Source organism: Granulicella sp. L60, from assembly GCF_009765825.1.
Taxonomy (GTDB): Bacteria; Acidobacteriota; Terriglobia; order Terriglobales; family Acidobacteriaceae; genus Edaphobacter.
The window spans coordinates 104,653-120,759 of sequence record NZ_LMUR01000010.1 but is presented as its reverse complement, the minus strand read 5'-3'; the positions used below and the strand labels follow the sequence as shown (position 1 = coordinate 120,759).

General features: G+C 56.7%; 8 protein-coding genes. 1 reads left to right on the top strand and 7 read right to left on the bottom strand.

Going from position 1 to position 16,107, the window contains the following annotated elements:
* Positions 1–27 precede the first annotated feature (27 nt).
* From manD to GSQ82_RS03825, 4 genes are all read right to left on the bottom strand, one after another.
* The gene (gene manD, locus GSQ82_RS03840; RefSeq protein ID WP_158790697.1) at positions 28–1,236 is read right to left on the bottom strand and encodes a D-mannonate dehydratase ManD; all 1,209 of its coding nucleotides are present in this window, start codon (positions 1,234–1,236) and stop codon (positions 28–30) included.
* Complete coding sequence (locus GSQ82_RS03835; RefSeq protein ID WP_158790696.1) at positions 1,233–3,782, bottom strand: alpha-glucuronidase family glycosyl hydrolase; 2,550 nt, start codon at positions 3,780–3,782, stop codon at positions 1,233–1,235. Before GSQ82_RS03835 ends, manD begins: the two co-directional genes overlap by 4 nt.
* The gene (locus tag GSQ82_RS03830) at positions 3,782–6,469 is read right to left on the bottom strand and encodes a glycoside hydrolase family 3 C-terminal domain-containing protein (RefSeq protein WP_371417155.1); all 2,688 of its coding nucleotides are present in this window, start codon (positions 6,467–6,469) and stop codon (positions 3,782–3,784) included. The genes GSQ82_RS03835 and GSQ82_RS03830 overlap by 1 nt, the downstream gene beginning before the upstream one ends.
* A 261-nt stretch (positions 6,470–6,730) precedes the next feature.
* A complete protein-coding gene (locus tag GSQ82_RS03825; RefSeq protein WP_158790694.1) occupies positions 6,731–7,492 on the bottom strand; it encodes an SDR family NAD(P)-dependent oxidoreductase in 762 nt (253 codons plus the stop codon).
* Between the two features lie 671 nt (positions 7,493–8,163).
* Here GSQ82_RS03825 and GSQ82_RS03820 point away from each other — a divergent pair.
* Complete coding sequence (locus GSQ82_RS03820) at positions 8,164–9,423, top strand: ROK family protein (RefSeq protein WP_158790693.1); 1,260 nt, start codon at positions 8,164–8,166, stop codon at positions 9,421–9,423.
* Positions 9,424–9,488: 65 nt separating this feature from the next.
* On the opposite strand, the gene GSQ82_RS03815 is transcribed toward GSQ82_RS03820, so the two are convergent.
* From GSQ82_RS03815 to GSQ82_RS03805, 3 genes are all read right to left on the bottom strand, one after another.
* On the bottom strand, positions 9,489–10,883 hold the full coding sequence (locus GSQ82_RS03815; RefSeq protein ID WP_158790692.1) for an acetylxylan esterase: 1,395 nt from the start codon (positions 10,881–10,883) through the stop codon (positions 9,489–9,491).
* Positions 10,884–10,961: 78 nt separating this feature from the next.
* Positions 10,962–14,627: a TonB-dependent receptor gene (locus GSQ82_RS03810; protein ID WP_158790691.1), complete on the bottom strand. Its 3,666-nt coding sequence runs from the start codon at positions 14,625–14,627 to the stop codon at positions 10,962–10,964.
* Between the two features lie 442 nt (positions 14,628–15,069).
* Entirely contained in the window at positions 15,070–16,107 is a 1,038-nt protein-coding gene (locus GSQ82_RS03805; protein WP_158790690.1) for an N-acetyltransferase, read from the bottom strand.

Here is a 16,107-nt window from a genome sequence, read left to right as displayed (position 1 = left end):
GTCTTTGGTTGCGTGAACTTGTCGGCGTTACCAGTCTGTGAGTGTTCCATCCAACTTGCGGGCGACCGGAAGATAGGCTCGTTGATAAGGGTATTTGGCGGCGAGTGTCTCGTCAATTTCCACCCCCAGGCCAGGCGCTTCGCCGGGATGCATATAGCCAGCGTTGAAGTTGTATTGGTGCGGGAAGACTTCGTCAGTGAGCTTGCTGTGGTGCATGTGCTCCTGGATGCCGAAGTTGTGGATCGCCAGACCGAGGTGGAGGGCGGCTGCCATGGCGATGGGGGAGAGGTCGGTTGCACCATGGTAGCCGGTGCGGACTTGGTAGAGGGCGGCGAAGTCTGCGGTCTTTTTCGCGTGGGTGATGCCGCCGCCGTGAACGACGGTCATACGGATGTAGTCGATGAGCTGGTGCCGGATGAGGTCGTGCGCGTCCCAGATGGAGTTGAAGACCTCCCCGGTCGCGATAGGCGTCGTGGTGTGCTTACGGATGAGTTCGAAGCCCTCCTGCAGCTCGGCGGGACAAGGATCTTCCATCCAGAAGAGGTGATAGGACTCGAGAGACTTCCCAAGGCGGGCTGCCTCGATGGGTGTCAGCCGGTGATGGACGTCGTGGAGAAGATGGACGTCAGGACCGAGCTCAACGCGCAGTTTTTCGAAGAGCAATGGTGCGAAGTTGAGATACTTTTCGCTGGACCAGAGGCTCTCTGAGGGCAGGCCGCGCTCCGCTGGCTCGTACGGCTTTCCGGCTTTGGGGACACCGTAGCTGCTTGCGACTCCCGGAACTCCAGCCTGGGCGCGGACGGCGAGATAGCCCTCGTCCATGTGCTTGCGAACAGAGTCAAGGGCCTCGGCGATGTCGGCTCCGTTGGCGTGAGTGTAGACGAGACATCCTTCGCGGGACTTTCCGCCGAGCAGGTTGTAGACGGGAGTGTTGAGCGCCTTGCCCTTAATGTCCCAGAGCGCCATGTCGACGGCTGCGATGGCGGTCATGGTGATAGGGCCGCGACGCCAGTAGGCTCCACGATAGAGGTACTGCCAGATGTCTTCGGTTTGAAAGGGATCGCGACCGATGAGGCAGGGGAGAACGTGATCTTCGAGATAGGATGCGACGGCAAGCTCACGCCCATTAAGCGTTGCATCGCCCAAGCCGTAGATTCCCTCGTCGGTGTCGATGCGGAGCGTGACGAAGTTGCGGTCAGGAGAGCAGACGATGAGGCGGGCGGCGGTGATCTTCATGGATGCGTGCGGTCCTTGGTTGGGGTGATCTCGATATAGTCGACGGGTGCGTGTTCGTCGCCGTCGGGTGTGCCGCTTAGAGTAAGGGTGTCACCGGGTTTCAGGGCGATGTTGGAGATGGTGTATCGGGTGCTTGTGCTGCCGTCCAAGCGCTTGTCGATGGTAGCTGCAGGGAGTACAGCGTCTGCTGTCCAGTGGGCGATGGATGCTCCATTCAGGAGCAGATCGTACTTTGAGGCACCGGTGCGGAGATCGAAGTACTGAACGGCGATGGTGTAGTAGCCTGCGGGCTTGTCGAGCTTTGCAGTAAGAATGCAGGTATTGGTACGGTCACAGGCGACTGCCTTGCCGCCCGAGGCTGTCTCCCATGGAGTTGCGTCGACCGGGGTATAGCCGTCGGCTTGCATGGACTCGGCTTCGACGCGGTTGGGATGATTGCCGACGCGGCCGATCTTGTCGGGGATACCGGAGATGCGCTGGAACCAGTCTGTGACAGCGTCGCGCCAGACGATGGCATGACCTGCCTGGTACTCGAAGAGTTGCAGTGTTTCGTTGTAGCGTTCGCCGTCGATAAGGCCGTGAAGCGTCATCCATGCGGGAGCGTAGGTGGCTGCGGTTTCGGCACCTTCATAGTGTGAGTCGTAGACGTGCTGGACGACGGTCTTGCCGCTGTGCAGAACGTAGTCGTACGGCACGTGATGCATAAATAGCAGGAGGTCATCTGGACAGGTTGCCAGGCTCTCATATTTTGCTGCGAGCTCTGGTGGATACTGACCGATGTAGCCGGTGCCGGTAGCCACGGTGCGGTCCATACCGATGCCTTTACTGTCGGCACGGAACCACTGTCCCCAGCCGTTACGTTCGGCAGATTCAATTCCAGGACCATAGTGGACGCCGAGGATATTGGTCAGAGTACCCATGCCGAGGGGGCCGGTGTACTGCTCATAGGCGTGCCAGGATTCGAGTTGAAGGCGGTCGATTGTAGAGACGACCTGCGGGTTGTTGCCGAAGGTAAGACGAGTCCAAGAGTCGATGATCTGATCGCTGGTGAGGTCTGGATTCCAGGCGAGTTTGCCGAAGCCGTAGAGGTTCGCCATGGCCATGGGATGATGCATCCAGTTAGTGTCGAGCCCTACGTTGGCTACGCCGACGAAGCCACCCAGAGGCTGATGAAAGCTCTTACCTTCGACGATCTCTTTTACCAGGGTTTTGCGGTCTTGGGCGCGAAGGTCGGTGTCGAGTGCGTCCTTCCACATGGGGACGAGGAAGACCATATGGCGTTGTTGGCCGGTGTACTCCTGCGTAATCTGAAGTTCGATGGATTGACTGGTGTGCTGGAGGGCTGCGAAGAGTGGCGAGACGGGCTCGCGCACCTGGAAGTCGATGGGGCCGTGTTTGACCTGAATCACGACATTGGGCTCAAACTTGCCGTCCAGTGCGTGGAAGTTGTCGTAGCCAGCACGGGCGCGATCGGCCTTCAGGTCGTTCCAGTCAAGATGATTGTTGTAGACGAAGCCGCGGTAGAGGACGATGCCTCCGTGCGGCTTCAGTGCGCGGGCGACAACATTGGCGGCCTCGGCTGGAGTGCGTCCGTATTTAGATGGGCCGACGCGGCCCTCGGAGTCCGCTTTGATGACGAAGCCTCCGAAGTCAGGGATCGCTTTATAAATCTCGTCTACCTTTGTCTGCCACCAGGCGGCGACGATGGGGTCGTTGGGATCGAAGGTGGCGAGGTGGCCTACGACCATTGGACTGGAGAGGTCGACAGAGAGCGACATACGAACGCCCCAGGGACGAAGCTGGTCGGCGATGCGGGCGAACTCGACGATCATGTCGGGTTCGAGAGTGCGGAGGTCGGAGTTGACGTTGTTGACCGTCGCGCCGTTGATGCCGACGGAGGCCAGAAGGCGGCCATAGGCTGAGACACGCGTGAGGTCGGAGCGAACATGGCCGTTGTCGAAGAAGATGCTGCGGCCAGCATAGCCGCGCTCGATCGTGCCGTTGAGGTTATCCCACTGGTTTACCCAGCGGACTGGAGAAGAGGGTGACTCGGTGGTTGGCTTCGCAGGCAGCGTCTGCTGGCTGGCTACGAGTTCGAGCAGATGAAAGACTCCGTAGAGCTCACCACGCGAGTCACCGCCAAAGATGATGAAGCGATGAGACGGGCCTTCACTCCTGGAGCCAAGGGTGAAGGATTCGGGTTTGAGTGGGTCGTCTAATTGTATGACGGCGATTTTTTTGTTCAGTGCGGCGACGCTACCGATGATGATTGCGTCTGATCCACCGTTGAGTTGTCCGATGCCTTGCACTATGGTGAAGGTGCGGCCGAGCATTGAGCCGAGACCACGCTGAAGTTCGGTCGCGGCGGCATGGTCTACAGGTGTGTCGCCGAGGACGACGATGCGGCTGGGTAGAGCGTCGTATTGGTGGAGGGCCGAAGGATCAGTAATGCGCGCATAGCGGAGCCAGCCATCTGCGCCAGTCTCCGCACACGCCGTGCCGATGCTTGTGGCTGTGAGAAGAACAAGGACGAGAGGCAGACGCATCAGCGCGGTATCTCCTGCGAGCCTTCGATAGAGAACTCGGTAGTTATGTCCTTCGCCTCCGTCGGCTGACCGCCGCCGACGGCGAGTTTGTAACTTCCGGGGGTCATAGCGCGAATGCCTTTTGCATCGACCTGCGAGAGGGTGCGCGGATCAAGAGTGAACGTGACATGGCGGGTTTCGCCGGCAGCCAGGTGAATACGCGTAAAGCCATCCAAGGCCAGCGCGGGAGATACGTCAGTGTGGGGTGGGATGAGGTAGAGTTCCGCGACCTCGTCGCCCTCGCGGCTTCCGGTGTTCTTGACATCCGCCTCGACGGTGAGGCTCTCTCCTGCATGCAGGCGCTTCTTCGAGAGCTTAAGACCGGAGTAGGAAAAGGTCGTATAGCTGAGTCCATAGCCGAAGCCATACAGCGGCTTGCCTTTGAAGTAGCGGTAGGTGCGGTCGGCCATTGAGTAGTTGTCGAAGGCGGGAAGCTGATCGACCGAGCTATAGAAGGTTATGGGAAGACGGCCTCCGGGATTGTTCTCGCCTACCAGCGTTTCGGCGATGGCCTGCGCGCCGGCCTGACCCGGATACCAGGCCTCGAGGATGGCGTCGGCATTATGCTGGGACCAGTTGACCGCGAGGGCGCTGCCATTCATGAGTACGACGACGAGAGGTTTGCCAGTGGATTTCGCTGCCTCCAAGAGCTGGCGCTGGGCTTCCGGAAGAACGATATCGGTACGGTCGCCACCGGAGAAACCGGGAATGTGGACTGGCATCTCTTCCCCTTCGAGGTTTGGCGATAGACCAACAAAGGCGATAGTAAGGTCGGCCTTACGGATGTTCTCCATAGCCTGGGCGCGCATTGGCTCGACTGGAGGAACCCACTGAAGCGAGAAGCCTGCACCTAGCAGTTTCTTTGTGTGCGAGTAGGTAATTTCTATGGGGTGCGGATTGGTGTCGTCGATGTGGATCTTCGCACCGGTGGTGGTGGCTCCGTGCTGAGATTTGTCGACAGTGAGCTGGGAGGTCGAAAGTTCTTTTCCGTCGTACTTGACGGCGTAGTGCTCAGACTCGCTGCAGGGACTGCAGTGGGCCATGATGCCGGTGAGCTGATAGTCGCCAGGCGCAGGAACCTGGATCGTCCCGGTCCAGCGCACGGAGAAGGCACGATAGTTGATCGCACCCGGGCTGGGCGATGCTCCATTCCAGTCGAAATCGATCTCCTTGTCGGTACGAGTTACCACAGGAGTGCCGGTGAAGCTGTCGTTGTCGAAGTATTCGCCTTTGAGGCCTTCGGTAGGAGAGCCCTGTGCGACGCGGAGTTGAGTACGAGGGATGACAATCGCGGCGTTTTCAGCGTAAGGCGATCCCTGGGCGTAGAGAATCTTCGCGTTCGGGAACTTTGCGGCGAGGCCGTCGACAGGAAGAACGGGGTCGCGAGGGATAGCGTTGTAATTTCCCTCAATTGCAGGGAGGGACGCGGCGTTGGGACCGATGACAGCAATGGTTTTGAACTTTGCAGGCGAGAGCGGAAGCGTCTGGTTGCTGTTTTTGAGGAGAACCATGGCTTCGCGAGAGGCTTGCAGGGCGACCGCGGTGTGTGCGGGCGACATAACCTCGCTGAAAGGAATGGAGGCGTAGGGGACCTTGGCAGCAGGATCGAAGAGTCCGAGCTTCATGCGAGCGGTGAAGAGACGCTTGAGCGAGACGTCAATCTCCGACTCGGTAATGATACCTTTGTGCACAGCGTCTGCGAGATTGAGATAGGTCTTGCCGCAGTTGGTGTCAGTACCAGCGCGAATACCGTCGGCGGAGGCGTGTTCGGCATCAGGGCTAGTGTGGTGGTCCTGAGGCTCGTAGAAGTCATCGATGGCGCCGCAGTCGGAGGTGACGAACCCCTGGAACTTCCAGTCGTTGCGAAGTACTTTTTTCAACAGCAAATCGCTGGCGCAGGCTGGCTCTCCGTCAACGGCGTTATAAGCGCACATGATGGAATCGGCTTTGCCTTCGACGATGGTGGAACGAAACGCGGGCAGGTAGGTATCCCAAAGATCATGCGGGCTGGGGTCGATATTGGCTTTGTGTCGAGTGGATTCAGGCCCACTGTGGACGGCGTAGTGCTTTGGAGTTGCGATGGTACGGTAGTAATTCGGATCATCGCCCTGCAGGCTTTTCACAAAAGCGGTGCCCAAGGTGGCGGTCAGGAAGGGATCTTCACCGTAGGTCTCCTGGCCGCGACCCCAGCGTGGATCGCGGAAGATATTGATGTTGGGCGACCAGATGGTGAGCCCAAAGTAGATGGAGTGAATGTCGTTGCGGTCGGCCTCGTTGTGCTTGGCGCGAGCTTCAACCGATACAACTTCTCCGATCTTGCCAAGCAGGGGCTCATCGAAGGTAGCGGCGTTACCGATTGCCTGAGGAAAGAGTGTAGCGAATCCGGAGCGAGCGACACCGTGAAGACCTTCGTTCCACCAGTCGTATGCTGGAACATCCAACCGCGGGATGCCCGGAGCGGTGTTGATCATCTGCTTGACCTTCTCATCGAGAGTCATGCGCGAGACCAGATCATCGACGCGCTTCTCGATCGGCTGCGATGGATCGAGGTAGACCTTATCGTTCTGCGCCGAAAGAGAGGCCGGCGAGACCAGCACTACGGTTGCAAGAGAGACAGCGGCGGCGGCAGAGAAGAGAGAACGAATCACGATGAGTATCCTTTCGTGCAAAGCACTTTGCGATGCCGGGGAATGCATAGGGAAGCGGACATACCAAACGCTTCATGCTAACCCATCAAAAGACCGCGGTCGATCTGCTCATCGCACATCCTCGAATCACAGCTCAGCAAAGACGGCCACTCGATCAAAGTCATTTATTTTGCGTATCGAAAGATATTGGATTAGACACACTACTGTCAATAATTCAGTTTTATTCCGGGCCAGGGTTCCGATTTCGAGGAAGTATCAGTCTTACTGATTGACGCCGCTAGCCATATAACCGCCGTCGATGGTCAGAATCTCTCCGTTCGTGAAGGAGCACTCGGAGGAAGCCAGGTAGACGGCACCTCCGACAACCTCTTCCACTTTGCCGAAACGGTGCATCGGCGTCCGCAGCAAAAGCTCCTGTCCCCGAGGCGTCTCCAATAAGCTTCGATTCAGTTCCGTCGGAAAGATCCCCGGAGCAATTGCATTCACGCAGACACCATGACCGCCCCATTCGACTGCAAGAGAGCGTGTCAACGATCCTACCGCGGCCTTGCTGGCGCAGTAAGCTGCGACTTCGTGAAAGGCCACAAAGGTAGAGAGAGAGGCAATATTGATAATGCGTCCATAACCCTGCCCAATCATCGTCCTGCCAAAGATCTGACACGCGCGGAGCATACCGTTCAGGTTGACGTCCATGATGCTATTCCAAAGCTCTTCGGAGCAGTCGAGAGTAGGAACCCGGCTGGTGATACCAGCGGCGTAAACCAGAATATGAATCGCGCCAAATGCCTCGTGGACATCGTCATGGAGGCTCTGCAGAGACTTCCTGTCCGTGACATCGGACACAATACGCAAGGTCCGTCTGCCCGCAGCTTCGATCTCACTAGCGACTTCTTCGACGCGTGGCTTTGATCGTGCGGAGGCTACTACGTCCGCGCCTGCCTGTGCTAGCCCAAGAGCAATAGCTTTTCCGAGCCCGGATGTCCCACCCACAACCACAGCGACCTTGCCCGTGAAATCAAACATGCGCGTCGCTTTCCTGGAAGAGACTTGACTCAAACGTCTTATGTTTGTATCACAAATAATTTAGCACTGTCACTCGTTTTTGATTGAAGAATAAGGACAATGAATCAGCAGCGCCTCTTGCTTCAACGATAAAGGCAGCACGGAAGAAGGGCGTTTTGTCTATTATTGCGCTCAGATCCGCAGGTATAGCCCCTCTGACACCTGCCCAGCCTGTCTCGAGTTGCTTACCCGCCATAAAGTTCTACCAATGCACTCGCTGCGGAAACAAATGCTCCCAAGGGTTCGCGGAGGTGGGAATAACGCGGAATTTTCGCAAACCCCAAATGTAAAGACAGCGAATTAGATATTATTTTCGACAAATATAAATAGCTATCCAGAAACAGACTTACAGCCAGCGCCTCCGAGGCGTATATTTGCTTGGCTAGTAAAAGAGATGGTCGCGATGACTTTAGATGCAGCATCTTAGATGCATCCTGAGAGATTTCTCCAGACACGGGTTATGCCTATCGCGGAAAGATCGTTGTTTGTTGTAGTACATCTTTAATTCGACGAATAGTATGTGTAAACCGGCGCACAAACCTGAAGAGTGTTAGATCACTCTCCGACAAAGAACAAATGACGCAGTGCAATGCCGAAAGCTTGTATACCTTATTTCCGGGAACATAGGAACCATGAAGACTCAGATAGACCGAGCCCAAAGAAGACAAGGCATTCGACGTATAGATCTCGCGTATGTGGAACTTGCGTCGAGCGAGATCGCTCGCGATATCAATCGAGATGTCGTACTGGAACTGATCCGCACGAAGCAGCCGATTGCCCGCGCCGACCTGTCGAGATGGTCTGGACTGCAGCCGAGTACCGTGTCTCTGATCGTCGAACAACTCCTCGAAGAAAAGTGGATCGTTGAAGGCGCTGCAGCACGCAGACCAAGGGGCCGCCGTCCTACCCTGCTTTCACTGAACGGGGACATGGTCATTTTGGCCGCCGATATTCGTCCCGACCAGGCAGTCATTGCCGTGGTCGATCTGAACGGACGGTTTCTCTCCCGTGAGACACTTCCTCTTCTTACTGATCCCGAGCGTGGTGTAAGCAACGTCATCGATTGCATGGAGAAGATGCTTGCAAGGCATCCTGAGAGGTCTTTCGAAGGAATAGGTCTCAGTCTTCCCGGACGAGTCGATCCTGTAACGCAACGGCTCATCATGGCGCCAAACCTGAAGTGGGGCGACTATGACATCAAGAAGGCGATTGAGCAAAGAATCTCACTCCAGGTTGAGATGGACAACGCCGCGAATGCCTGCCTACTCTCAGAACTCTGGTTCGGCAGAATGGATGGCATTCGTAACGCCGTCCTGATTACGATCTCGGAGGGAGTTGGCGCGGCGATTCTTGCGAATGGTCAGTTGGTCACCGGCAAGTCCGGCCTGGCGGGTGAGTTTGGACACATCCCGATCAATCCCAGCGGTCTTCGGTGTGGCTGCGGTCGCAATGGGTGCTGGGAGATGTATGCCTCTTCACGTGCAGCGCTGCGATTCTATGCGGAGCTCTCTCCAAAATCAGAGCCTCTGACTATTCGTGAACTACTCAATCGGGCGGAGGACGGTGATCGAAAGGCAGTTGAGGCGTTGAGCCGTCAGGCGATGTTTCTGGGCCAAGGGCTCACGCTCATCACCACCGCATTGTCGCCGGAGTTGATCCTGCTTACCGGGGATCTGACGATCTCGTGGCCGAAGTTCGGGCCCATTGTAGAAGCGGAGTTGAACAGCCGCACCCTGGCGCCGGGCGTCGCTCCACGGCTGATGGTCACCACGGATGCAGAGCTCGCACGGCTTAGAGGCGCAGCTGCCCTAGTTCTGCAACGACACTCCGGATACCACCGTGCAGCGAATGCGACAGCAAGTGAAAAACCTTCCAGAAAACGTAAGGCATGATGGCGAGGTCGCACGTCACGTACTGAGATGTAGCTGAAGTCGCTAAACGGGAGGGCTGATCTCGGCTATGCTCCTGCCGCGGGAGCATGAAGGTAGCGACTCGCAAAGGTGATAAAAGTCGGCCAGTTCGGAACAGGAGTGTGACCGCCGCTATGTTGTCGAAACGCGAGATCGCCGTTGATAAGAGGTGTCTCCATAGCAGGAAATTCAGTAGTTCCAAGGTCATGCTTCCCCAGCAGCCGATACACGGGACCGGCGGCAACCTCTGCCATAAACGTTCCTCGTGCATCCGCCCAGCCATCTCCCTGCGTTGCGCCTCCTCCGATAAACACGGGGCGCGGAGCACACAATGCGACCAGTTCATGCGCATCGACTGGAAGGTCAGTCCAGTGCAGCGGGCCTGCATACTTCAGAAAATTGCCCGCCATCCAGTGATACTCGCTCGTTCCCGCAACATTTTCCACGACCTCGCCCCAGTTACGGCGACTTAGCTTCGCGCCCGCCTCTCCAGACGAACTTATGTATGCGATCGCAAACCGCTGATCGTATGCCATCGTAACCAGCGCGGCTTTTCCATAGCGCGAGTGACCTTCGATTCCAACCTGCCTGGCATCGACGGAGCTATCTGTTTCGAAGTAGTCGAGGGCACGCGATGCACCCCATGCCCATGCTCGCAGCGCTCCCCAGTCGTCCAGTTTTCTGGGCTGTCCCTTGTTGCAGAGCCCAATGATGCCTTCAGTTAAACCCGTCCCGTTATCGGCTTGGATACTGACGGGTATAAGAGTTGCATAGCCCCAGCCTCTATCGAGAAGCTGCTGCTGCCAGCTCGGTCCCGGCGGAGGCGGAGGAGGAGCCGGTACTCCGGCTCGTGCAGGTCGACTATTTGGAAAACTGAGTTCCATGATCACCGGAACCCGTCCCTTCGCATTGGCGGGAGTAGTCAACTCCAACTGAATATCAACATGAATCAGCGGATAAGACGAGTTGTCGACGTGTCCGAGCAGGCTCTTCGTCACGACCGGCGTCGTACCGTATGTGGTGTTCTTTGTACTGATCACCTCCCACGTCACCTTAGGGGTGCTTGCGGGGACACGTCCGTAGATCTCACGATCGAACGCTTCCACAATCTCTGGGCGGCGTTCACTCCACCATACTTTCGCGGTCTTCACACTCTTTCCGTTGTTCAGGATGAGCGGATTGGGAAGACTAGGATAAGGGTTCGCCTTCGATTCATCGTAATTTGCCGCGTAAGGAGAGTCGGGACTGCCGTCTCGCCCACGTCGAATTGAATCTATGTGCAGCAGATCCATCATTCTCTGATGGTCCTGTTCCGCAGTTAAATGAACCACTGCAGGATATTGTTCACTCGTCGATTCGGTTTGCGCTCTCACGTAGTTCGAGTGGTAGAAGACCGTCGCAAACAGCATCAAGGCAGGCCACACATAAGAACGTCGGTTCATCGTGTATTTCTCTCTCATCGTCCGCTAAAAAAGAGGCAGCCCGGTTAGGCTGCCTCTTACTATACAAATCTGCAGCTGTTAGAAGTTGAAGCGACCGCTGAACTGTAGCGTACGCGTAAGGTTGGCATTATTGGTGCTGCTGAAGTTGGTGATGTAACCGAAGGAGCTGTTGCCGAGTGTCGAGTTTGGATTGGCGATCAGCTGCGGGTGATTCAGCAGGTTGAAGGCCTCTACACGAACCTGGAACTCGCTCTCGCGGAAGACGTGAAACCCGCGGAAGACGCTTGCGTTGATATCGGTTACACCGGGACCGCGAAACTCATTGCGGTGTGTGTTGCCGAAGCGAGGAGTGCCGTCAGGGTTCAGGGTAGGGTTTGCAAAAGCAGTCGGGTCAAACCATGGGTTGCCGCCGCTTATTGCAGTATTGCCTGGTGTGCGGTTGTGACCACTGAGCTGTCGATAGGGCTTGATCAGATCGGCATACTGCGTGTTGCCAGGAGAGTTGATAGTCGAACTCGAAGGGCTTACCGAGAAGGGTGCGCCGCTGACATGGCTAAGCTGACCATTCAACTGCCAGCCGCCTGCGATCGCTCCTACGATGCCGTGGTTCAGGTAATCATGGCCACTGCCAAAGGGAAGATGATAGATGGTCCAGATCTGCAGGTTGTTTGTACGATCGTAGCTCGCCGTAGCCTTGTTCAAGCTGAAGTAAGCTGGGAAGGCGAAAGACGGTCCAGTAGATCCGGAACCCGCCCCATTGTCTGCATAGTTGATCGCATGCGACCACGTGTAGACCACGCCGACCTGCGCCAGCCGGCCCGCATTACGGGTCAACTGTGACTGTAGAGCGTCATAATTTGCGCTGAACAGAGGCTCGTTCATCGTGATACCGCCAGTGTTGTAGCAAAGATAACCGGTGGAGGCGTTGCAATGCTGCTGGTTGATGATCTCGTTGGCGGCAAAGTTACACTTGCCCGTCAATCCTGAATCTGGACTATACATCCCATTTGCCATACAAGTGGTAGCAGAGCTCGGCAGAGGGGCAGCATTCAAAGTGAGGCCAGTGGAAGAGCGAACAATATGCGTTCCAACGTAGCCAATATTCGCGACGAACTGTCCACCGAGGTCTTGCTGGATAAACAAGTTCCAGCTCGTAATGTAACCACGGCGATAGTTTGCAGGTGCAGTGTTGGTTGTCGAGCCAACCGGAAGCGAAACAAAACCGCTCGAAAGATTCGGCGTTGCCTGAGCCGGGATGCCAACGGTAAGGGGGAGAGGATTCCCGGATGGGTCGACAGCAATCGTAGCTGCGGCGGTTCCGGAGTAGTTTGGAGCGAGATCCTCAGGATAGGAATCGCGCAGGAAGCGGAGGCTGTCTGGATCAGTGGTGAATCCCGCGCCTGTGCGAATGACGGTCTTCTCGTTGACACGGTACGCAAGCCCGAGACGTGGAACAAAAGAGCCATACCCCATCTTGAAGCCCGCATTCTCCGGGTTGCCGCCCACGCCTCCAATCACGACGTTGCCTGACTGTGGCAGCGTGGGATCCAGGCGATAGACGCCCGTATGATCCCGGTAAGGAGCCGGATAGTACTCATAGCGGACGCCGTAGTTCACTGTCAGCTTCGCGGATGCGATCCATTGGTCCTGAGCGTAGCCGGCTAACTGAGTCCAGCGTAGGGAGTTTGGATTGGTCAACTGGACTGCCTTCGCAACTGCCAAGCCTGTGCCATTGTTTGGAAGGCCCAGCAGGAAATCAGCCAGAGCGTTATAGTCCGTCAGATTGCTTGTGGAGTTGCTCGTCAGGCCACCCTGGAAGCGGAAACCGCCGCGTGGCGTATTGATATCGTTGCCGCTTGTAGGCTGAAAGTGATTGAGATCGAAGTGGTAGTAAGTAAAGCCATACTTCATGGCGTGCTTACCCTTGGTCCAGCTCACGTTCACATCCGTGGTGAACTGGTTATCCCGGAATAGAAACGGATTTGCTCCGTTGGCGTTTCCCAAAGTATTGAAGCAGTTATTATTTGTGGCGCCTGTGTTACAGAAGGCAAAGGCCGGCTGCCCCGCATAGTTGGTGCCAACGCCATTCGTTCCCGGGATTCCCAGCACGTCTAGGCCGAAGTTGCCATCGGCGATGTCGATCGCAGACTGCGCTCCTGTAACCTGACGGGTATAGCCAAAGTCAGCATCGACAACGAGGTTCGACGTGATGACGTGGCTGGCGCCGAGTCCGACGTTTTGAATGCGACCTGCGGCTGCGCCGGGCTGTCCACCGTCGAATGTGCTGCCACCAGCTGCTCCCAGCTCCTGAGGATCGCTAACGTTGAATGGCTCTACGCTATAGCGGCCAAAGATACTCGTAGCGTCACTCGGATTGTAGGTCACCTTCGAGTCGGAGGTGTTGCGGTTATAAGCCAAAGTTCCAGCGCCGTTGTAGTCGTTGATCAGCTGTCCGGAGAGGGCCGCAGCGGATGGTGTGCCGACTGCGTTAGAGATAGGCTGCAAAAGCTTCAGCATCGTTGCCGCCGCTGACGATTGGCGAGAGAGCGGAATACAGTTGCATCCATACTCCGACATGAACGTCGGACGAGAGCCTACCGGTAGATACGGATTACCAGGACCACCAGGCTGAGGATCATAGAGCGTCGTGGTTCCGGCGACCGAGGAGAAGTCACCGCCAAGCATTGCTGTGGTCGGCACAGTCGCCTGGCCTGTGATCAGCTGGCGCCGCGTCGTACGTTCGAAGTCCTGGAAGAAGAAGAGTTTCTTTTTGCCGGTCAGAATCTTCGGAATATAGACAGGACCGCCGATAGAGAAGCCGAACTGATTGAAGATATTCTTTGGAACCTCAGGTTGAACCAAAGCGGTTTCTACGTAGGGCCGGGCGTTGGTGTTGAAGAGCTGGTTGTACTCCCAGACACTGCCGTGGAACTGGTTGGTTCCAGTCTTGACGATGACGTTGATGGAGGCGCCGCCCGCCATTCCCTGTTCGGCGTTGAAGGCGTTGGTTACGAGATTGACGGATTGAATCGAGTCCGCTGGGGGCACATACGCAATAATGTAGGGTAGCCATCCGTAGGTGTTCGTGGCGCCGTCGATGCGTGTTGTATTGCCGTTGTATCCGGTGCCGTTGACGTTCGCCGAGATCGCGCGCGATGGATTAGACGCCGTTGAATTCTGCTCCGAGACCGCCGCGGCTCCCGGGACAAGCGTGTACAGCGCCTGAAAGTTTCGTCCCTGTGTCGATGTCAGCGGCAGCTCTGCGACCTGTGCTTGACTGATGCTGTGATTGACCTCGGCCGTCTCGGTCTGGAGCATCGGCGCTGCCGTATCCACCGTTACCTCGGTCGATATGCTGGAGGGCTGAAGCGTGACATCCACACGAACCTGCTGATTGGCATTAATAGCGACGTTCTTCTCCGTGAATCCAGCAAAGTTGCCGCTTCGCGCGACAGCTACCGTATAGATTCCGGGCGAAAGATTAAGGGCAGCGTATTCACCCTGTGCGTTGGTCGTAACTGTGCGGGCCTCCGCGGTCCCCTGGTTGGTCAGCACCACTGACGCATTCGGGATGACGGCACCCGTTGAGTCCGCCACGGTGCCGGCAAGCGTGCCGTACAGCACCTGAGCAAGCGCCGCAGGGACCGGGATCATCGCCATACAGAGCAGCAGGGTAAGACCGAAGTGCAGGTGCCATAAGCGCGATTTTCCTGCGGGCGCATTCAGGTTGATGTGGTGCCTCATACTGTTCCTCCAGAAAGGTAAATCCGTTAGAAGAGGCCGGTGGGACATGGCCTTCCCTGCGTCGAGTTTGTATTTTCTACGCGACGCGAACTTTATCTACCGCGCACAGCAACTGTCAAGATTTTTTTATTAGGAAAAATTTTGGCTGGTCCACTCTTCAGGGAATCGGTATGAATTACCTTTATTTATCGCTACTTTGCACAAAGGACATGAGCTTATCGGCGATGGGATACTCCCCCGTGGCAAGGCAAGTCATTCCCACTTGCGTAAATCCTATTCCTCACAAACTTATCTTTACTGATTATTCAAAACAGCCACCACCGGATCGTTTACGGCGTCAAGGCTCGCTCTCCGGCCGGTAAAGCGCTGTAGAAGCTAGCTTGCATGCACATGCGCAGAGAGGCCTTCCCTATCGTCGAGGAGAGCGTAGAGGGTGTGTGGGCTAGGCCTTGTCTAATACCATCGCTTCGAAGCGGTGGCGGATCGAAAAGCCCCTGTCGCGATAGAGCGCGACAGCCTGCTGGTTAGCTTCGGTCACGGTCAGGGTGATGGCGGCGAAGCCGGTTCGGGCTAGATGTCCGGTGCAATGGTCCAGAAGTCTTCGGCCAAGCCCGTGTCCGCGATAGCGGGGAGAGATACAGAGCTGGGTGATGTGAGCGACATCGTCCGCAACACGGGAGCAGAGGACCATGCCGACCAGCGCCCCGTTGCGCCTATCGTAGAGCACCCATGAGGAGCTGGCATCGAACACGCCGCAGCCGGGAAAACGAACGATATTATGAAGAAAACGCAGCGAGCCGTGCAGGGAGCAGTACTGATCGTTGATACGGGCGTCGATGTGGCCGATGTAGGACTCGTGGATCAGCTCGGCTGCGGCCTGATAGTGTTCCGCAGTCCACGCCGTAAGCTGGATGTGTGGCGGCGGCTCTGCTTTTGGACGGACCTGAACTCCACTCTCTCCTGGAATCTCACGCTTGAGCCCTCCGCTTACAGTCTCTCTTTCGACGACCGCGAGTTGAGATCGCAGGAGGTCGTACTCCATGAACAAGCGAGGATAGAGACTGAAGCCCGCCGCAAGGAATACCTCGCCGATCGTGCCTGCGTTGTAGAGCAGTAACTGGGACTCGACCCGTTGGATATCGGGCGAGTAGCGCAGCAGCTGGAGAAGCTGGTGTAGCAGGGTGTGCGCAATCGAAAGAGTCTGTCCGGGGTCGTCGGCCAGAGCGAACGCATCGCCGATAACCGCCTTGTGGCCCTCGTACACGCAGAAGGTGAAACCGCAGATGCGCCCGCGGTCGAGGGCAACGAAACCGGGCAGAATGCGCGAGTCGAGATATTGCAGCAGAAGCTCGGTGGAGGCCTTGTAGTTCCAGCGAAGCTGTTTCTCCCAGATGCGGGCCTCGGCTTCGAGCAGAGGCCGTAGCTGGCGCGCGGAAAAGTGACGAAGGTCCAGTATCTCGAGTTGGGTCGCGACGGTCAT

Coding starts and splice junctions, on each gene's coding strand:
- manD (WP_158790697.1), bottom strand. CDS start 1,236: ATGAAGATCACCGCCGCCCGCCTCATCGTCTGCTCTCCTGACCGCAAC.
- GSQ82_RS03835 (WP_158790696.1), bottom strand. CDS start 3,782: ATGCGTCTGCCTCTCGTCCTTGTTCTTCTCACAGCCACAAGCATCGGC.
- GSQ82_RS03825 (WP_158790694.1), bottom strand. CDS start 7,492: ATGTTTGATTTCACGGGCAAGGTCGCTGTGGTTGTGGGTGGGACATCC.
- GSQ82_RS03820 (WP_158790693.1), top strand. CDS start 8,164: ATGAAGACTCAGATAGACCGAGCCCAAAGAAGACAAGGCATTCGACGT.
- GSQ82_RS03815 (WP_158790692.1), bottom strand. CDS start 10,883: ATGAACCGACGTTCTTATGTGTGGCCTGCCTTGATGCTGTTTGCGACG.
- GSQ82_RS03810 (WP_158790691.1), bottom strand. CDS start 14,627: ATGAGGCACCACATCAACCTGAATGCGCCCGCAGGAAAATCGCGCTTA.
- GSQ82_RS03805 (WP_158790690.1), bottom strand. CDS start 16,107: ATGACCGTCGCGACCCAACTCGAGATACTGGACCTTCGTCACTTTTCC.